Origin of the sequence: Streptomyces monticola (assembly GCF_042665355.1) — a bacterium.
Lineage (GTDB): Bacteria > Actinomycetota > Actinomycetes > Streptomycetales > Streptomycetaceae > Streptomyces > Streptomyces monticola.
In genome coordinates, this window is the sequence record NZ_JBHTCF010000033.1 from 48,898 (window position 1) to 67,462 (window position 18,565).

Below are 18,565 nucleotides of genomic sequence, written 5' to 3' on the forward strand. Positions count from 1 at the left end.
CTCGCGGTACGGCCCGTTCCGTGCGTCACTGGTGCCTGCAGCCGGCCGTGCCGTCCCGCCGGCACCCCGTCGTGAGGAGACCTCATGTCCAGGACCCGGAGGGCGAGTGCCCTCACCGCGCTGTGTGCCATCACCCTGGTCGGCGGTCTGACCGGCTGCGGGGACGGAAACGGCGACGGCGACAAGCCGGGCGGCGGCCTCGCCGACAAGAGCGCACAGGAGATCTCGGACGAGGCGAAGAAGGCGCTCCTCGACGCCAAGTCGCTGCGCATGAAGATGAGCGGCACCGAAACGGCCGGCGACGAGCCGCAGTCCTTCGACTTCGCCGTGGACCGCGAGGGCAACTGCACCGGGACGTTCACAGGACCGCAGAAGCAGGGCAGCTTCGAGCTGGTCAAGCGCGGTGACGAGGCCTGGATCAAACCCGACGACGCCATGTGGAAGGCCCTGGCCCCCGGCAAGGCGGGCGACGCGGCGGCCCGGACGTACAAGGGCCGCCATCTCTACGGGCGCACCACCCATCCGATGTTCAAGGAACTGGTCAAGGCCTGCGACCTGACCGCGATCCAGAAGGAGATCGACGCCGACAAGTCGAAGGGGAAGCAGCTGCGCAAGGGCGAGGTCACGCAGGTCGGCGGCAAGGACGCCATCGAGCTGCGGCAGAAGAGCGACGAAGGCAAGGACGAGACGATGTACGTCGCCACGGAGGGCAAGCCCTACCCCTTGAAGGTGCAGCTGAAGGATGGTGGCGCGGAGCAGACCACGACCTTCACGGACTACGACGAGCCGGTGGCGCCCGAGACACCGTCGAAGGCCGATTCGGTGGACATCACGAAGCTGGAGCGGCTCGGGCAGGGGGCCTGACCGCGTTCGCCCCCACCAGGACGCCGAGGGCCACCGCCACCACGGTGAGCAGGGCGTCGACGGTGGTGCCGATACCGCTGGTCTGGTGCTCCACGAGGAGCGTGCCGACGCCGGTGAGCCCCAGACGCCCCGGCACCAGCATCCAGAAGGCGGGCAGAAAGACCACCTGCGCGGGCGGTGCGTGCGGGCTGCGCTCGATGAGCCGGGCGACGAGCGGCAGCGTCACCCCGCCCGCGAAGGCCCCGAACAGCGGCCCCGCCAGGGTTCCGCCCACGTCCTGGCCGAGCCTGGCCACGCACAGCACGAGCAGCAGCCAGGGCAGGGAGCGGAGCGCGGCGGAGAAGTTCAGGACGTATCCGAGGCCGAGCAGCGCCACCCCCGCCCAGGCCCCCTCCGGGCCGAGCGCATGCATCGTGGCGTCCTTGGTGACGGGGTGCGCGGTGACCAGCTGGCTGCCGACGGCGATCCCGAAGGCGAGCAGCACCAGCACGTTCAGGCCGTACACGAGGCGGGTGGCGCCCGACACGATGGAGCCGGTGGCCAGCTCGATGGTGCCCATGGTGAGGGCCGACCCCGGCAGGAAGGCGAGCAGCGGCGGGATGAGGAGCTTGGTCGGGTCCTCGCCGAGCAGCGGGCCGCTGTAGCGGTAGGCGACGGCGGTGACCAGGACCGCGGCCACCACGGGCAGGGCGAGGGAGAGCACCCGGCCGGTACGTTCGGCCAGCTCCCGCAGCAGCCCGACGACGAGCCCGAGCACGGCGTACCCGGCCAGGGCCATGGTGTTGGGCAGGGTGAGCAGCCCGAGGCCCATGGTCAGGACCACATAGCCGAGGATCCGTACGGCCACGGGGAAGCGCGGCGGCATCGCGTCGATCTCGGCGAGCCGCCGGGCGCCCTCGTCGGGCGGCTCGGGGTGGGCGTAGGTGTCGTCGATGAAGCGGTAGAGCCGGTCGATCTGGTCCAGGCGCAGGTCGGAGCCCTCGACCGGGGCGAAGTCGATGACGGAGTCCGGGCCGTCCCCCGCGCGGACGAAGACACCGGTGGGCACGACGAAGGTGTGCACCTTGGGCACGCCGTAGCGGGCGCCGAGCCGGTTGACGGTGTTCTGCACATCCGCCGCGGGCTCCCCCGCACGCACGAGCGCGGCGCCGCAGGTCCGCAGGAAGGCGATCAACTCCTGTGGCGGCGGCGGAGGTTCATCGTGCTCGGGCAGCACGGCCTCCGCCCGCAACAAGGTACGAAGCCGCCGCAGCCGGTGCCGTGCCGCCGACGAGGAGTGCCGCGCGGTCCCCCGCGAAAACGGATGCACACCCCGCCGCTCCCCGTCCGGAACGGGTGGCTCGGCCATACGGCACCCCGTCCGTCGGTTTCGGCCCCTTCACAGCAATGTGCCGTGGGCGGGACGGGGAGGGGCGCCGACGGGGTCCGTACGGGTGACAAGTACAGCCCGTCCGGCGTTTGAGGACGAGCCCGCAGGGCGATGCGCGGCACGCACCGCGACGGTGCGCGATCGAACCGCCGAACCTACCCCCGGAAAACCGACAGGATCCGCTCCGCGGCCAGCGTGGCCGTCAACTCCCCGTCCCGGACGAGCCGTTCAAGCCCGGGAGCCAGCTCCCGTACCTTCGGATCGGCCCGCAGCCGCCCGAGCAGCTCGTCATGGACCATGTTCCAGGTCCACTCCACCTGCTGATCCCGCCGCTTCGCCGCAAGCCGCCCCTGGGAGTCGAGCAGCGCCCGGTGCTGCTCGAGCCGCTCCCAGACCGTGTCGAGCCCGGAGGACTCGCGCGCACTGCAGTGCAGCACAGGCGGGGTCCAGGCCGCGTCGGCCGGGTGCATCAGGCGGAGCGCGCCCGCGAGCTCCCGCGCCGCCGAGCGCGCGTCCCGCTCGTGCGGCCCGTCGGCCTTGTTCACGGCGAGCACGTCGGCCAGCTCCAGGACCCCCTTCTTGATGCCCTGCAGCTGGTCACCGGTGCGGGCCAGGGTGAGCAGCAGAAAGGAGTCGACCATATTGGCGACGGCGGTCTCGGACTGCCCGACGCCCACGGTCTCCACAAGCACCACGTCGTACCCGGCGGCCTCCATCACCACGATCGACTCGCGCGTCGCCTTGGCCACGCCGCCGAGCGTGCCCGCGGTCGGCGAGGGACGTACGAAGGCGTCCGGGTCGACGGAGAGGCGCTCCATCCGGGTCTTGTCGCCCAGGATGGAGCCGCCCGTGCGGGTCGAGGACGGGTCGACGGCGAGCACCGCGACCCGGTGACCGAGCGATGTCAGCATCGTGCCGAGCGCGTCGATGAACGTCGACTTGCCGACGCCCGGCACTCCGCTGATGCCGATCCGCCGGGCCCGCCCGGAGTGCGGCAGAAGCTGGGTGAGCAGCTCCTGGGCCTGGGCGCGGTGGGCGGGCCTGGTGGACTCGACGAGGGTGATGGCGCGCGCGATCGGCGCGCGCTTCCCGTCGAGTACGCCCTTCACATAGCTGTCGAGGTCGATCGCCTTGGCCATCGGCTCACAGCTCGTCGGAGGCGGAGGCGGCGGAATCGGCAGCAGGCGCGGCGGGGGGCTCGGCGGCGGAGGACTCGGCGGCGGGTTCGTGACCGAGCTCGTCCGCGAGCTGCTTCACCAGGTCGTACGCCGCGTCCGGAATCACCGTGCCGGGCGGGAAGACCGCGGTGGCGCCCGCTTCGTGCAGGGCCTCGATGTCCTGCGGCGGGATGACACCGCCGACCACGATCATGATGTCCTCACGGCCCTCGGCGGCGAGTTCGGCCCGCAGGGCGGGTACGAGGGTGAGGTGCCCGGCGGCGAGCGAGGAGACGCCGACGATATGCACATCCGCCTCGACGGCCTGGCGCGCGACCTCCGCCGGGGTCTGGAACAGCGGGCCGACGTCGACGTCGAAGCCCAGGTCGGCGAAGGCGGAGGCGATCACCTTCTGGCCGCGGTCGTGTCCGTCCTGGCCCATTTTGGCGACCAGGATGCGCGGGCGGCGGCCCTCGGCCTCCTCGAAGGCGTCGACGAGGGTGCGGGTGCGCTCCACGGAAGGCGACTCCCCTGCTTCGTTGCGGTACACGCCGGAGATCGTACGGATCTGGCCCGCGTGCCGGCCGTACACCTTCTCCAGGGCGTCGGAGATCTCGCCGACGGTGGCCTTGGCGCGGGCGGCGTTCACGGCCAGTTCGAGGAGGTTGCCGGTGGATTCGGCGGCGCGGGTCAGGGCGGCGAGCGCGTCCTGGCAGGCCTGCTCGTCGCGCTCTTCGCGCAGCCGGCGCAGCTTCTCGATCTGCTGGGTGCGCACCGAGGAGTTGTCGACCTTGAGGACGTCGATCTGCTCGTCGGTCTCGACGCGGTACTTGTTGACGCCGATGACGGGCTGGCGGCCGGAGTCGATCCGGGCCTGGGTGCGGGCCGCGGCCTCTTCGACGCGCAGCTTGGGGATGCCCGCGTCGATGGCCTGGGCCATGCCGCCGGCGGCCTCGACCTCCTGGATGTGCTGCCAGGCGCGGCGCGCGAGGTCGTAGGTGAGCTTCTCGACGTAGGCGCTGCCGCCCCACGGGTCGATGGCGCGGGTGGTGCCGGACTCCTGCTGGATGAGGAGCTGGGTGTTGCGGGCGATGCGCGCGGAGAAGTCGGTGGGCAGGGCGAGCGCCTCGTCGAGGGCGTTGGTGTGCAGGGACTGGGTGTGGCCCTGGGTGGCGGCCATCGCCTCGACGCAGGTACGCGTGACGTTGTTGAAGACGTCCTGCGCGGTCAGCGACCAGCCCGAGGTCTGCGAATGGGTGCGCAGGGAAAGGGACTTGGCGTTCTTCGGGTCGAACTGCTTGACCAGCTTCGCCCAGAGCAGGCGCGCGGCGCGCAGCTTGGCGACCTCCATGAAGAAGTTCATGCCGATCGCCCAGAAGAAGCTCAGGCGCGGCGCGAACGCGTCCACGTCGAGCCCGGCCTCCTGCCCGGCGCGCAGGTACTCCACCCCGTCGGCGAGGGTGTACGCCAGCTCCAAGTCGGCCGTCGCGCCCGCCTCTTGGATGTGGTAGCCGGAGATGGAGATCGAGTTGTAGCGCGGCATCTTCTGCGAGGTGTACGCGAAGATGTCGGAGATGATCCGCATCGAGGGCTTGGGCGGATAGATGTAGGTGTTGCGGACCATGAACTCTTTGAGGATGTCGTTCTGGATGGTCCCGGCCAGCTTCTCGGGCGGTACGCCCTGCTCCTCGGCGGCCACGATGTAGAGCGCGAGGATGGGAAGGACGGCGCCGTTCATCGTCATCGACACGGTCATCTTGTCCAGCGGGATGCCGTCGAAGAGCTGGCGCATGTCGTAGATGGAGTCGATGGCGACGCCCGCCATGCCGACGTCGCCGGTCACGCGCGGGTGGTCGCTGTCGTAGCCGCGGTGCGTGGGCAGGTCGAAGGCGACGGACAGGCCCTTCTGGCCCGCGGCGAGGTTGCGCCGGTAGAAGGCGTTGGACTCCTCGGCGGTGGAGAAACCGGCGTACTGCCGGATCGTCCAGGACTGGTTGACGTACATCGTCGGGTAGGGGCCGCGCAGATACGGCGTGACGCCCGGGTACGTCTCCAGGAAGTCCAGGCCCTCCAGGTCGCGCCCGGTGTACAGGGGCTTGACCGTGATGCCTTCGGGGGTCTCCCACGCCAGGTCGTCGACGGCTTCGCCCGCGGTCTCCTTGACGGCGGTGCGCCACTCGTCGTCGGAGCCCGCGGCGGGGGCCGCGCCGAGCGGGACCTCGGAGAAGTCAGGAATCTGAGGGGCAGTCATCACGCCACTCCCATGCGGTCGAGGAGGGAGGAAAGGACGGCCACCGCGTCGCAGCCGGCGAAGACGTACTCGTCCACGTCCTGGTGGTCGCCGGGCCGGCCGGCGAGCAGCACACGGCGGGCGCCCGCCGCCTTGAGGGCGGCTGCGACCTCGGCGGCCTGTTCGGCGTAGAGGGCGTCGCTCGAGCACAGGCAGGCGACCGTGGCACCGCTGGCGGCGAACGCCCCGGCGGCCGTGGCGGCGTCCACCGACACCGGGTCGTGCACGGGCTCGATGCCGCCCGCCTGGAAGAGGTTCGCGGCGAAAGTGGCGCGCGCGGTGTGCGCGGCGGCCGGGCCGAGCGCGGCGATGAACACCTTGGGGCGCGCCCCGCTCTCGGCGAGGTGTGCGTCCGAGCGGGCCCGCAGCGCCTCGTACGCCTCGTCGCGGCGCACCCGGGGCAGACCGCCGGCGGGCGCGGCCGGGGCGGGCTCGCGGACGACGGGCTTCTCGGCTAGATGCGGGAACTCGCTGACGCCGGTGATGGGTTCGCGGCGCTCGGCGAGCCGCTTGCTGCGCTCGGCCCAGGTGGCGGCGATCCGCTCGCGTACGAGTCCGGAGCGCAGGGCGGCGCCCTGGCCGCCGGCGCGCTCGATCTCCTGGAAGAACTCCCAGGCGGCGTGGGCGAGTTCGTCGGTGAGCCGCTCCACGTACCAGGAGCCCCCGGCCGGGTCGATGACCCGGGCCAGATGCGACTCCTCGATGAGGATCGTGGAGGTGTTGCGGGCGATCCGGCGGGCGAACGCGTCGGGCAGGCCGAGCGCGTCGTCGAAGGGCAGCACGGTGACGGCGTCGGCGCCGCCGACACCCGCGGCCATGCAGGCGATCGTGCCGCGCAGCATGTTCACCCACGGGTCACGGCGCGTCATCATCACCGGCGAGGTGACGGCGTGTTGGCGCTGCGCACCGTCGCCCGCGGCGCCGCAGACCTCGGCGACCCGGGCCCAGAGCCGACGCGCGGCCCGGAGTTTGGCGATGGTCAGGAACTGGTCGGCGGTGGCGGCGTAGCGGAACTCCAGTTGCGCACAGGCGTCCTGGACGCTCAGTCCCGCGTCCGTGAGCTGCCGCAGGTAGGCGAGCCCGGTGGCGAGCGAGGCACCCAGCTCCTCGGCCGCCGAGGCGCCGGCCTCGTGGTACGGCAGCGCGTCCACGGTCAGGGCGCGCACACCCGGATGGTCACGGACGCAGCGTGCGGCGAGCTCCGCCGCGGGCGCGGCGTCCAACTCCTGGCCGGTACGGGCCTCGTGGCCGAGCGGGTCGGCGCCGAGGGTGCCGCGGGCCTGCTCGCCGGTGATGCCGCGCTCGGCGTGGAGCCGCAGCAACTCCCGTGCGGCGTCCGCGTATTCGGCGCCCGCGTCGAGGGCGACGGGCGCGAGGTCGAGGTAGACGCCGTCCAGGGCGCGGGCGATCCCGGAGACCGGCAGACCACTGCCGCCGACGGCCAGCCACACCGAGGTGACGCCGTTCTCCAGGTCGGCGAGCAGCGCCTCGTTGACGCCCGCGGGGTCGGCGCCGGCGTGCCGCTGGCGTACGCCCCAGCCGCCGGCCGCGCCGCCCTGCGGCCTGCCGCCCCGTACGAAGGGGGCGAAGCCGGGGTAGCCGGGGTCGGCGGCGGCGTCGTGGGCGGTGTAGAGGGGGCGGGTGGTGAGCCCGTCCTCGAGTGCGGTGGAGAGGGCTGCTTCGGCCGCCGTGCCCGAGACTTCCTTGCCCGACTTGCGCAGTACGCCCGATACAAGGGCCTGCCACTGCTCGTGGGTCGCATCAGGGAACTCGGCGGCCAGCGAAAGCCCGTCGTCAGGCAGGACCGTCATGGCTCGGATGTTAGGGCAGAGCCCCGGATGAGCAGCAGGGGGAACGGCTGTGACCTTGCCCTCTCCGGATCGGTCTTGATCATGGGCGGCCGTTGCCCTATCCGGGCCGGCGGGATGCGGCGCAGGTCACACGCCTGCGGACGGCGGCCGACGGTGCGGCAGGCATGGACCGGCTCCACCGTCGGACCACCGTCAGCCCGCCGCCCCGCTCTCCTCCCGAGACACGGCCTGTGGCGTTCGCCGACCGAGCTTCAAGGTGAGCCCGTCGGGCATCAGCGTGAGCCGTTCGGAGATCCGCAGCCGGTAGCCGGGGTCGGGGTGCAGGTCGTAGCGGCGAAGCAGCAGACCGAGCACCAAGGTGGCTTCGTGCAGGGCGAACTGGCGGCCGATGCAGGCGCGGGCCCCGGTACCGAAGGGCTTGTAGACATGCGCGGGCCGCGACCGCACCGCCGCGGGCTCGAAGCGGTCCGGGTCGAAGGCCTCCGGGTCAGGGCCCCAGGCCACGGGGTCACGGTGCAGCATGATCGTCAGAACCAGCGCCCAGGCGCCGGGCAGCATCGGGTGCGCGCCGCCGAGTTCGGTGGTGCCGCGGGCCTCACGGGCGAAGGCGGGGGCGGTGGGCCACAGGCGCAGGGCCTCGTCGAGGACCCGGCGGACGTAGCGCAGCTTGGCGACGTCCTCGTACGCGGGCTCCTCCTTGTCGCCCCACACCCGGTCGATCTCCTCGCGGGCGCGGGCCAGGACCTCGGGGTGGCGGGAGAGATAGTGCAGCGCGAAGGAGAGCGCCCCGGACGTCGTCTCGTGCCCGGCGACCAGGAAGGTGATGACCTGGCGCCGGATGTTCTCGGCGGAGAGCCGCTCACCGGTGTCCGGGTGCGCCACGTCCAGCATGCGGTCCAGGAGGTCGCCACGGCCGCCCGCCGCGGTCCCGTCCCTGCGGGCGGTCACGATCTCGTCGACGGTGTGGTTCAGATACTCCAGGTCGGCCGCGTTCCGGCGGGCCGCACCGCGCAGCAGCATCGGGGCGATCAGGGAGGGGATCACATTGCGGCGCTGCGCGAAGGCGAGTATGCCGACCATCGACGTCACGAACGGATGCGGACGCTCACGCTCGAACGAACCGAAGTCATGCCCGAACCCGGCCCTGGAAATGGTCTCCAGGGCCAGCTTGGTCATATCGCCCGGCACGTCCACGGCCGCCCCGGCACGCTCCCGCTCGTCCCAGCGGGCGGTCAGACGCCGTGCGACGTCCAGCATCAGCGGGTGGTAACCGGCCATGGCGTCCCGGCTGAACCCGGGGGCCAGGATGTCGTGCGCCAGCTGCCAGTTGGCTTCGTGGTTGTACGCCGTGAAGAGACCGTCCCCGACCACCGGCCGCAGATTGGCGACCCCGAGGCCGACATGCTTGGCGAAGCGCGACTCGTCGGCGATATCGGCGGCGAGGTCCGCGCCCCACACGAAGACGAACTCCTTGGCGAAGGCCTTGCGCCGGAAGATCGGCCCGAGGCGGGCCGCCACCCGCATCGAGTCCTGCAGTGGCGTACGGACGTTGGCGCCGAGCACATCGCCCACCACCGGCACCCGGTACGACGGATGCGGAATACGGTCCAGGGCCGGCCAGCCGTGGTGTGCGCTGCGAAATCCCTTGGGCACCGCGGCACCCTCCGCCGCGGCGCCCTCCGCCACCTGTGCCATCTGCCCCAACTCCCTTTCCGTGCCCGCGCCTTGCCTTATTGGACGCGAATTCAATAGCCGTCGCCAGTGTCTCGGCGGCAGCGGAGCGGAGTCAAGTGCCGGGCCGGGCAACGAGCCAAGCACCGGGCCAAGCACTGAACCGCCGTCAAGTACGGTGCTGACATGGCAGCGAATCCGAGCGACCGCACCCGCCGCCGGCTGAGCACCGAGCAACGCAGGGACCAGCTGCTTTCGGTGGGTTCCCAGCTCTTCGCACAGAGCCCCTATGACGATGTGTGGGTCGAGCGGGTCGCCGAGATCGCGGGAGTGTCACGCGGTCTGCTGTACCACTACTTCCCCACAAAAAGGGACTTCTTCGCCGCCGTCGTACAGCGCGAGAGCGAGCGCATGCTGCGGCTGACCGCCGCGGTGCCCGGCAAGCCGCTGCGCGAGCAGATCGACACCGGCATCGATCTCTTCCTGGCGTACGTCGAGAACCACGCGGAGGGCTTCCGCGCCTTCCACCGCGCCGAGGCCGCGGGCGACCCGGCCGTCCGCGAGGTCTACCGCGCGGGCCTCGCCGCCCAGGAACACCAGATCCTCGCCGCGCTCACGCACACCCGGAGCCTCCCGGCCGACGACCCCGCCCTGCGCCTGGCGGTGCACGGCTGGCTGGCCTTCATGATCTCGGTCTGCCTCGAGTGGCTGGACGAACCGGGCACGAGCAGGGAGCGGGTGCGGGATCTGTGCGCGCGGACGCTGTGGGGGGCGCTCGGCCTGGACCGGGACTGAGGCGGGCCATCCGGGCCCCGGGTGTGCGGGCCCGGGGTGCGCGGGCCCGGGGTGTGCGGGGCGGCGGTGTTCACTCCCCCGGCCGCGCCTCCAGCATCGGCACGAGGAAGTTCCGTGCCACGGCGCGCAGTTGCTCGTCGTCGTCGAGGTCGATGAGATGGCTCGGAGTGACGAGGAAGGAGGTGGAGAGCCTCGTCATCAGCTCGGCGACCAGCTGCACGTCGACCTCGCCCGGGACATGGCCGGCCTGCTGCTCGCGGGCGAGCTGGCCCGCGACGAACCGCTGCACCGTGGCGAGCGTCCGGCCGCCGTCGCCGACCATCGAGGGCACGAGCAGATCGGGCTCGGCGGCCATCAGGCCCCCGATCAGGGGGTTGCTCCGGATGGCCCGCAGGGAGCTGACAAAGCCGAGCACGACCCGGTCGGCGGCGGTCTCGGCCTCCTGGATGTCGATCAGGAACTGGTCGAAGTAGCGCCGGAATTCACGTCGTACGACCTGCTCGACGAGCGCGTCCTTCGTGGCGAAGCGGCGGTAGGCCGTGATCCGGGAGACCCCGGCACGACGGGCCACATCCTCCATGGTGGAGCGCCGGATACCCATACGGCAGAACTGCTCGTACGCGGCGTCGAGCACCCGTCCGGTGATCTCGTCGCTTTCTCCGGCGCTTCCGCTCCTGCTATCACTGCTGCTTTCGCCGCTGCTTTTGCCCCCGCCATCGCCGCCGCTGCCGTCGGCGGCACCTTCGATTCGCTCGGAGCGTTCCACGGCTTCGGCGAACGCGCGCTCCAGCAATGACTCAGGACCGGAACTCCCCAGCAGGGCGGACAGTACTGGTTCCACCATCAGCGACCGAACTTTCTTGAATCGGCGGGGAATGGGGTCTGGCCCTGCATCCCGGACTGTGCTCTTCTATGAGATACGCAGTATCAGTTCGTGTATCACAGTACCAGCCAGCGAGTCCGGGCCTCAAGGAGGAGTTCAGACCATGGACGAGCTCAGCAGGCGCAAGATGTTGATCGCGGGCGGCACGCTCGGCGCTCTCGGGGCCCTCGGGGCGGCGTCGCCGGCCCGCGCCCTGTCCAACTGGACGTGGGCGCCCAGCGGTTCGGTGGCGGGCTCGGGCGCCGGCGCGGACCCGAGGTGGGTGTGGGACCCGGAGGCCGACCCGCTGGTCGCCTCGCTGCTCGACCGCGGCGACGTACCCAAGGTGAACGCGCTGCTGCGGACCTGGACCAAGAACGCGCAGCCGCTGCCGGACGGACTGCCCGCGGATCTGCGGGACTTCATGGAGCGGGCCCGTCGCCTGCCGTCGTGGGCGGACCGCGGCAAGCTCGCCACCGCGGTCGAGTTCAACGAAAAGCGGGGCCTCTACCTCGGCGTCCTGTACGGCCTCGCCAGCGGCATGATGAGCACGGTCATCCCCAAGGAGGCGCGCGCGGTCTACTACTCCAAGGGCGGCGCGGACATGAAGGACCGCATCTCCAAGACCGCCAAGCTCGGGTACGACATCGGCTCCCGCAACGCCTTCGAGCCCGACGGCGAGATGATCGTGACCTGCCTCAAGACCCGCCTCGTGCACGCGGCGGTACGGCACTTGCTGCCGCAGTCCCCGTACTGGTCGGAGGCCGCCGACGAGGAGATCCCGATCAGCCAGCGGGACATGATGGTCACCTGGCACAGCCTGCCCACGACCGTCATGCAGAAGCTGGCCGCGTGGAAGGTGCCGATCCCCGCAGCCGAGTCCACGGCCTTCCTGCACTCCTGGCAGGTGGGCGCCCACATGCTCGGCATCATGGACGAGTACATCCCCGCGTCGTGGGACGAGGCCGATGCCCAGGCGAAGCAGGTGCTCGACCCGGTGCTCGCCCCCACGCCCGAGGGCATCAAGCTGGCCGACATCCTCCTCAACCTCGGCTCCGAGGTCGACGGCGGCCTCCTCAGCAAGCCGATACTCGGCGCCTTCACACGCTTCATGCTCGGCGACCGGATCGCCGAGTGGCTGAAGATCCGCGAGGAGCCGGTCTGGGATTCGCTCCTCAAGGTGTCCTGGGGCCCCTTCGTCGCCGTCCGCGAGGGACTGCTGCCCTTCCCGCTGGCGCCGAAGGCGTATTGGACCTTCGACGAGTTCCTGCGCAGGGCCACTCTGCTCTTCCTGTCCGAAGCGCGGCCGATCAGCATCGAGATCCCGGAGGCCAACTGCCCGTCCTGAGATGTCCGCGGAGGGCCGTTGAGCGCTCCGCGGGAAGTCCGGTACAGGGGCTTGGAACTCTGCGGAAGAGCCGCGGAAAACAAGTACGGGCGAATCACGCGAAGCGCCAACGGAACCACAGAGTTTCAGCGCGCGAGGAATCACGGAGGATTCAAGGACATGTCGGAACTCAGCAGGCGCAGAATGCTGGTCTCGGGCGGGACCCTGGGGGCGCTCGGAGCACTGAGTATGGCCTCGCCCGCGCACGCGCGCTCCTTGATGAACTGGACCTGGGCGCCGAGTGGTTCGGTCGCGGGCTCCGGCGCCGGCGCCGATCCGCGGTGGGTATGGGACGAGGAGGCCGATCCGCTGCTCGCCTCGCTCCTGGACCGGGGCGCGATCCCCGAGGTCAACCGGCTCCTGTGGGACTGGGAGCGCAACGACCAGCCACTGCCGGCCGGACTGCCGCGGGATCTGCGGGCGTTCATCGAGAAGGCACGTCAGCTGCCCTCGTGGGCGGACCGGAGCAAGCTGGAGGCCGCCGCCGAGTTCAACAAGTCCCGAGGGCTGTACCTCAATCTGCTCAACGGCGTCGGCGGCGGCATGCTCAGCACCGCCATCCCCAAAGAGGCGCGCGCGGTCTACTACTCCAAGGGCGGCGCCGACATGGAGGACCGTGTCGCCAAGACCAGCATCCTCGGCTTCGCCGTCGGCTCCCTCAACGCGTACCGCCCGGACGGCAGTTGCATGGTCAACTCCGTGAAGACGCGCCTGGTGCACGCGGCGGTACGCCATCTGCTGCAGCAGTCCCCGCACTGGGGCGGCGACATTCCGATCAGTCAGAACGACATGCTGGTCACCTGGCACACCCTGCCCACCTTCGCCATGCGCAAGATGCGCGAGTGGAAGGTCCCCATCACCCAGGCCGAGTCCGAGGCGTATCTGCATGTGTGGCAGGTGACCGCGCACATGCTCGGCATCAAGGGCGAGTACATACCGGCCACTTGGGACGCGGCCGAGGCCCAGTCGGACCAGGTGCTGCCCCCGGCCATGGGCCCGACCCGTGAAGGCGTGGAACTGACCGACATCCTGCTCGGGCAGCTCGCCGAGCAGACCAGCCCCGGCAGCGTCAGCCGGCCGCTGTGCAACGCGCTCGCCCGTTACCTGGTCGGTGACGAGGTCGCCGACTGGGACGAGATCCCGCGCGAGCCGTTCTGGGGCGCGGCGGTGAGGACCGCGTGGCCGGCCCTGGTGAAGTTCCGTGAGGGCCTGCTGCCGCTGCCGCTGGTGCCCGAGGCCGCCTGGGCGCTCGACGAAGCCGCCCGGCAGTACATCCTGTTCTATCTGACCAAGGGCAAAGAGACGAAGATCGATATCCCCGTCGTCAACCGGCCCGAGTGAAGCGGCCAATGACGGAGGCACTCGGGCGGCGGCGGTTCCTCGGCTATGTGCTCGCGGCCCCGACCCTGGTGGCCGCCGCAGGACCCGCCCCGGCCACGGCGGGCGGGCCCGTCTCCCCCGGCGGCACGGGGCGGCAGGCCGTCGGCACGGGGCTGCCGTCGCCGGACGTCACGGAGCTGCTCGACCTCAACGACATGATGACGGCGGCGGCTCTGCCGACCGCGCACCTGATCACGGTCGAGGTGCACCGGGACGGCACGGTGTCGTTCGCGCTGCCGCGCGCCGAGGTGGGACAGGGCATCACCACCTCGACCGCGATGCTGATCGCCGAGGAGCTGGCCGTCCCCCTCGACCGGGTACGGGTGTCACTGGCCGACGCGCGCCCCGAGCTGGTGTTCAACCAGCTCACCGGCGGCTCCAACACCACCATCGCGACGTACGTCCCGATCCGCGTCGCCGCCGCCGTCGCCCGGGGCCGGCTCCTCGCGGCCGCGGCAACCGAACTCGGCGTACGGCCCGCGGAGTTGACCCTGAAGGACGGCGTGATCACCGCCCGCTCCGGGCGCGCCGTCGGTATCGGTGCGCTCGCCGAGAAGGCCGCGAGCGCGCGGACCCGGCAGGTGGACGTGGAACTCACGGCACGCACGGACTTCAGCGTCATCGGCCGGCCGCACAGCCGCGTCGACGCGCTGGAAGCGGTGACCGGGCGCAAGAAGTTCGCGATGGACCTGCAGGTTCCGGACGCCAAGCCGGCCATGGTGTGCCGCCCGCCGACCATCAACGGCAAGGTCGGTTCGGTGGCCAACCTCGCCGAGGTCCGCGCCATGGCGGGTGTCACCGATGTCGTGGAGATCTCCACCGGGGTCGCGGTGCGCGCCGAGACCTTCGGCCAGTGCATCGACGCCGTACGCGCCCTTCGCGTGTCCTGGAGACCCGGAACCGCCGAAGGCAAGTCCGACGCCGACGTCCTCAGGGAACTGCAGGCCGCGGAACTGCCGCTCGGGCCGCGGCCGCCGACTCCGGTCGTGGAGGGCACATTCACCTTCCACTTCCGCAGCAACAGCGCCCTTGAGCCCAACTGCGCGATAGCCGACGTCCGTACGGACCGGGCCGAGATCTGGGCGTCCCTGAAGTCACCGATCGTCGCCCGGCAGACCATCGCCGCCCGCCTCGGTCTGCCACCGGGCCGGGTCACCGTGCATGTCACCGAAGGCGGCGGCTCCTTCGGGCGCAAGCTGTTCTTCGACGCGGCACTCGAAGCCGCCGAGGTCTCCCGGAAGACCGGCAAGCCCGTCAAACTCATGTGGCACCGCGCCGACGACTCACGCCAGGGCCGCACCCACCCGATGGCCACCTCGCGCGTACGTGTCGCCTACGCCGGTGACACCGTGCTCGGCTACCAACAGCGGCACACCAGCGTCTCCACGGACCTCGGCCACGGACTCGGCGAGATCATCACGGCCATGGCCGCTCGGCTCCCGGTGGGTGACATCGGCTTCTCCGAGACGTTCTTCCAGCTCAGCCAGACGATGTCCTACGACTTCGGGGTGCACAGCAGACTCCTGAGCGAGACCGACAAGGGCTTCAACACCGGCAGCATGCGCAATGTCTACTCGCCCGACGTCACCTGTGCCCGGGAGCTCATCGTCGACCGGCTCGCCGCCAGGATGGGCAAGGACCCCTACCGCTTCCGCCATGAATTTCTGCGCGACGACCGGTCCCGCGCCGTGCTGGAGAAGGTGGCCGAGGCGGGCGGCTGGGGCCGGGCCATGCCGGCCGGCATGGCGCAGGGCATCGCCTTCCACGCCGAGTACAAGGCGGTCAGCGCCGCGCTGATGGAGATCGACTGCCGGCCGGAGACCGTGCAGCGTCCCATCCGCGACGGTGTCACGGGGCCGCGCGTCACCAAGGCCGTCTTCGCCGTCGATGTCGGTCTTGCCGTCAACCCGCGTGGCCTGGAGGCGCAGATGATGGGCGGCATCTCGGACGGCATCGCGCTCGCCCTGACGTCCAGTCTGCATCTGCGGGACGGGTACTTCCTCGAAGCCAGCTGGGACAACTACTTCTACACGCGGCAGTGGAACACTCCGCCCGAGCTCCGGATCATCGTCATGCCGAGCACGTCCGACGAGCCCGGCGGCGCCGGGGAGCTGGGGGTCGCCGCGTCGATGGCCGCCGTCGCGTGTGCGTACGGCCGCGCCACCGGCGCCATGCCGACGAGCTTCCCCATCAACCACGGCACGCTCTCCTTCACCCCCAAACCGACCGTCCCGCCCGTGCCCCCGTCCCCCACCGACGGCCTGGACCACATCCGCTGAGAGCTTGGAGTTCCCGTGCCCGAGCACACCTTCCGCGTCAACGGCGAGCAGGTCACCGTCGATGTCGCCGACGACGTACGCCTGCTGTGGGTGCTGCGTGACCTTCTCGGCGTCACCGGACCGAAGTACGGCTGCGGCATCAACGTCTGCAAAGCGTGCACCAGCCACCTCAACGGCAAGGCGGTCAACCCGTGCGCGATCCCCGTGGGGGATCTGCGGCCGAGCGACGAAGTGACCACCATCGAGGGGCTTGCGGCCACGGTCGGCAGGGAGCTGCACCCGATGCAGCAGGCCTGGCTCGACCACGACGTGGCCCAGTGCGGCTACTGCCAGCCCGGTCAGATCATGGCCGCCGTGGACCTGGTCCGGCGGGTCGCCGCCGAAGGCCGCACCGTCACCGAGGCCGACCTCGACACCCTGCGCAACATCTGCCGCTGCGGCACCTACGCCCGCATCCGCGAGGCGATCAAGGACGGCGCCGCGCGCTGAACTGCCCTGCTGTGCCCAGGTAGTTCGGTGTGCGGCGGCCGTCGTGTGAGAAACATTGACAATCTTCAACCTCCTGGTAAATCTATGATGCCGCATGCGCAAAATATTGACTGAATCTCTCAGATTCAGCAGTACATAGGCGCAACTCCCCGGCGGCACCCCGCACCCCCTGTGGAACAGAGGACGCCATGAGACGGAAGCACCACGGCCCGAGACCGAAACGGGACTGTCCAAGACGGACCCGGCACGGCAGAGCAGGGCGCGGACGGCTCCTCGCCGTCGTGCTCAGCGCCGGCCTGACAGGGCTCGGGCTTCTGCCCGCGCCCGCCGCCTCGGCCGCCGAGCCCCCCGCACCCCACGCGGCCAAGGCCGGCAAGGCGGCCAAAGCCGCCGAGGCGACGAATCTCGCCCTGAACAAGCCGATCGAGGCGTCGTCGTCGACGCAGCACTACTTCGCCACGAACGCCAACGACGGCAACACCCACACCTATTGGGAGGCGAGCAGCAATCCGTCGACACTGACGGTGAAGCTCGGCGCCGCCGCCGATCTGCAGTCGGTCGTCGTCAAGCTCAACCCCGACCCCGCCTGGTCGACACGGACCCAGAGCATCGAGGTGCTCGGGCGTCAGCAGTCCGCGCAGAGCCTCACGTCCATCAAGGCGCGGGCCGACTACACCTTCAGCCCCTCGGGCAACCAGAACACCGTGACGATCCCGGTCTCCGGCCGCTACGCCGACGTACAGCTGAAGATCTACGGCAACAGCTCCGGATACGCGGGCCAGGCCGCGGAGTTCCAGGTCATGGGCACCCCCGCGCCCAGCCCCGACCTCACGCTCACGGGGCTCTCCTGGGAGCCGGCACAGCCCACGGAGAGCGACGAGATCAAGGTCAACGCCGCGGTGCGGAACACCGGTTCGGCGGCCGCGGGCGAGACGACCGTGAACGTCAGCCTGGACGGCACGGTCGCGGGCAGCGCCAAGGTGGCAGGGCTCGGCGCCGGTGAGGCGGCGACCGTGCCGGTGACGGTCGGCAAGCGGGCGCAGGGCGCGTACACCGTGTCCGCGGTGGTCGACCCGGCGGACACCATCCCCGAACAGGACAACGGCAACAACAGCCGTACGGCCGAAGGCAAGTTGACGGTCGGCCAGAGCCCGGGACCGGACCTGGAGGTCACCGGCATCACGTCGAACCCGGCCAATCCGGCCGTAGGCGCCAAGGTCACCTTCGCCGTGAAGGTGCACAACCGCGGCACCAGCGCGGTGAACGCCGGTTCCGTCACCCGCCTCACGGTGGGCGGCACCACCTTGAGCGGCACCGCTCCGGCCATCGCCGCCGGCGCGAGCGCCACCGTGGACATCGCCGGCAGCTGGACCGCGACCAGCGGCGGCGCCACACTCACCGCGACCGCCGACGCCACCGATGTCGTGACCGAGACGAACGAGGACAACAACGTCTTCGCGCGCTCCGTCGTGGTCGGGCGCGGCGCGGCCGTGCCGTACACCGAGTACGAGGCGGAGGACGGCACCTACGAGGGCACGCTCCTCGAATCCGACGCCAAGCGCACCTTCGGGCACACCAACTTCGCCACGGAGTCCTCGGGCCGCAAGTCCGTACGCCTCAACTCGACCGGCCAGTATGTGGAGTTCACATCGAAGAGCGCGTCCAACTCGATCGTGGTACGCAACTCCATCCCGGACTCTTCGCGCGGCGGTGGCCAGGAGAAGACCCTGAGCCTGTACGCCGACGGGAAGTATGTGCAGAAGGTGACCCTCTCCTCCAAGCACAGCTGGCTGTACGGCAACACCGACCAGCCGGAGGGCCTGACCAACACCCCGGGCGGCGACGCGCGGCGGCTCTTCGACGAGTCCCACGCACTGCTGGCACAGACCTACCCCGAGGGCACGAAGTTCCGTCTGCAGCGCGACTCCGGTGATGACGCCGCGTACTACATCGTCGACCTGATCGACCTGGAGCAGGTGGCACCGGCGGCGGCCAAGCCGTCCGCGTGCACCTCGATCACCGAGTACGGAGCGATCCCGAACGACGGCATCGACGACACCGCCGCCCTTCAGAAGGCCGTGACGGCCGACCAGAACGGCACCATCGAGTGCGTGTGGATTCCGGCAGGACAGTGGCGCCAGGAGCAGAAGATCCTCACCGACGACCCCCAGGACAGGGGCGATTACAACCAGGTGGGGATCAAGGACGTCA

At 70.7% G+C, this 18,565-nt stretch carries 13 protein-coding genes; 7 read left to right on the forward strand and 6 right to left on the reverse strand.

The annotated features are described in order from the left end of the window. Nucleotides 1-84: 84 nt before the first annotated feature. Nucleotides 85-864 (forward strand): hypothetical protein, encoded by a 780-nt coding sequence (locus ACFQVC_RS40255; RefSeq protein ID WP_381840946.1) that lies wholly within the window; start codon nt 85-87, stop codon nt 862-864. Here the strand turns inward: ACFQVC_RS40255 and ACFQVC_RS40260 are convergent. From ACFQVC_RS40260 to ACFQVC_RS40280, 5 genes are all read right to left on the reverse strand, one after another. Next, nucleotides 830-2,212: a threonine/serine exporter family protein gene (locus ACFQVC_RS40260; RefSeq protein ID WP_381840949.1), complete on the reverse strand. Its 1,383-nt coding sequence runs from the start codon at nt 2,210-2,212 to the stop codon at nt 830-832. The two genes, ACFQVC_RS40255 and ACFQVC_RS40260, sit on opposite strands and share 35 nt — an antisense overlap. 176 nt (nt 2,213-2,388) lie before the next feature. Continuing rightward, nucleotides 2,389-3,372 carry a methylmalonyl Co-A mutase-associated GTPase MeaB gene (gene meaB / locus ACFQVC_RS40265; RefSeq protein WP_381840952.1) on the reverse strand — a complete coding sequence of 328 codons (984 nt, stop codon included), beginning with the start codon at nt 3,370-3,372 and terminating at the stop codon, nt 2,389-2,391. Nucleotides 3,373-3,376: 4 nt separating this feature from the next. Continuing rightward, nucleotides 3,377-5,641 carry a methylmalonyl-CoA mutase gene (gene scpA / locus ACFQVC_RS40270; RefSeq protein WP_381840955.1) on the reverse strand — a complete coding sequence of 755 codons (2,265 nt, stop codon included), beginning with the start codon at nt 5,639-5,641 and terminating at the stop codon, nt 3,377-3,379. Then, on the reverse strand, nt 5,641-7,491 hold the full coding sequence (gene mutA / locus ACFQVC_RS40275; protein ID WP_381840958.1) for a methylmalonyl-CoA mutase small subunit: 1,851 nt from the start codon (nt 7,489-7,491) through the stop codon (nt 5,641-5,643). Before mutA ends, scpA begins: the two co-directional genes overlap by 1 nt. Nucleotides 7,492-7,683: 192 nt before the next feature. Next, nucleotides 7,684-9,186: a cytochrome P450 gene (locus ACFQVC_RS40280; protein ID WP_381840961.1), complete on the reverse strand. Its 1,503-nt coding sequence runs from the start codon at nt 9,184-9,186 to the stop codon at nt 7,684-7,686. Between the two features lie 162 nt (nt 9,187-9,348). On the opposite strand from ACFQVC_RS40280, the gene ACFQVC_RS40285 reads away from it, so the two are divergent. After that, entirely contained in the window at nt 9,349-9,957 is a 609-nt protein-coding gene (locus ACFQVC_RS40285; protein ID WP_381840964.1) for a TetR/AcrR family transcriptional regulator, read from the forward strand. Between the two features lie 70 nt (nt 9,958-10,027). Here ACFQVC_RS40285 and ACFQVC_RS40290 read toward each other — a convergent pair whose 3' ends face one another. Then, on the reverse strand, nt 10,028-10,801 hold the full coding sequence (locus ACFQVC_RS40290; protein WP_381840967.1) for a TetR/AcrR family transcriptional regulator: 774 nt from the start codon (nt 10,799-10,801) through the stop codon (nt 10,028-10,030). A gap of 142 nt (nt 10,802-10,943) precedes the next feature. Between ACFQVC_RS40290 and ACFQVC_RS40295 the strand changes: the two genes are divergently transcribed. The 5 genes from ACFQVC_RS40295 to ACFQVC_RS40315 form a co-directional block, all read left to right on the forward strand. Then, nucleotides 10,944-12,167, forward strand: coding sequence for an oxygenase MpaB family protein (locus tag ACFQVC_RS40295; protein ID WP_381840970.1), 1,224 nt, complete (start codon nt 10,944-10,946; stop codon nt 12,165-12,167). A 159-nt stretch (nt 12,168-12,326) separates the two neighbouring features. Beyond that, nucleotides 12,327-13,547, forward strand: a complete 1,221-nt coding sequence (locus tag ACFQVC_RS40300; protein WP_381840973.1) for an oxygenase MpaB family protein — start codon at nt 12,327-12,329, stop codon at nt 13,545-13,547. Nucleotides 13,548-13,555: 8 nt separating this feature from the next. Then, nucleotides 13,556-15,865: a xanthine dehydrogenase family protein molybdopterin-binding subunit gene (locus ACFQVC_RS40305; protein WP_381840976.1), complete on the forward strand. Its 2,310-nt coding sequence runs from the start codon at nt 13,556-13,558 to the stop codon at nt 15,863-15,865. A 15-nt stretch (nt 15,866-15,880) separates the two neighbouring features. Next, nucleotides 15,881-16,354 (forward strand): (2Fe-2S)-binding protein, encoded by a 474-nt coding sequence (locus ACFQVC_RS40310; protein WP_381840979.1) that lies wholly within the window; start codon nt 15,881-15,883, stop codon nt 16,352-16,354. A 281-nt stretch (nt 16,355-16,635) separates the two neighbouring features. Beyond that, the coding region (locus ACFQVC_RS40315) for a CARDB domain-containing protein (protein ID WP_381840981.1) at nt 16,636-18,565 on the forward strand (1,930 nt) is incomplete at its 3' end.

What these genes read in the sequence shown, in the direction of transcription:
- mutA (WP_381840958.1), bottom strand. Translation starts at nt 7,491, where the DNA reads ATGACGGTCCTGCCTGACGACGGGCTTTCGCTGGCCGCCGAGTTCCCT.
- ACFQVC_RS40260 (WP_381840949.1), bottom strand. Translation starts at nt 2,212, where the DNA reads ATGGCCGAGCCACCCGTTCCGGACGGGGAGCGGCGGGGTGTGCATCCG.
- ACFQVC_RS40255 (WP_381840946.1), top strand. Translation starts at nt 85, where the DNA reads ATGTCCAGGACCCGGAGGGCGAGTGCCCTCACCGCGCTGTGTGCCATC.
- ACFQVC_RS40305 (WP_381840976.1), top strand. Translation starts at nt 13,556, where the DNA reads ATGACGGAGGCACTCGGGCGGCGGCGGTTCCTCGGCTATGTGCTCGCG.
- scpA (WP_381840955.1), bottom strand. Translation starts at nt 5,641, where the DNA reads ATGACTGCCCCTCAGATTCCTGACTTCTCCGAGGTCCCGCTCGGCGCG.
- ACFQVC_RS40295 (WP_381840970.1), top strand. Translation starts at nt 10,944, where the DNA reads ATGGACGAGCTCAGCAGGCGCAAGATGTTGATCGCGGGCGGCACGCTC.
- meaB (WP_381840952.1), bottom strand. Translation starts at nt 3,372, where the DNA reads ATGGCCAAGGCGATCGACCTCGACAGCTATGTGAAGGGCGTACTCGAC.
- ACFQVC_RS40290 (WP_381840967.1), bottom strand. Translation starts at nt 10,801, where the DNA reads ATGGTGGAACCAGTACTGTCCGCCCTGCTGGGGAGTTCCGGTCCTGAG.
- ACFQVC_RS40280 (WP_381840961.1), bottom strand. Translation starts at nt 9,186, where the DNA reads ATGGCACAGGTGGCGGAGGGCGCCGCGGCGGAGGGTGCCGCGGTGCCC.
- ACFQVC_RS40300 (WP_381840973.1), top strand. Translation starts at nt 12,327, where the DNA reads ATGTCGGAACTCAGCAGGCGCAGAATGCTGGTCTCGGGCGGGACCCTG.
- ACFQVC_RS40285 (WP_381840964.1), top strand. Translation starts at nt 9,349, where the DNA reads ATGGCAGCGAATCCGAGCGACCGCACCCGCCGCCGGCTGAGCACCGAG.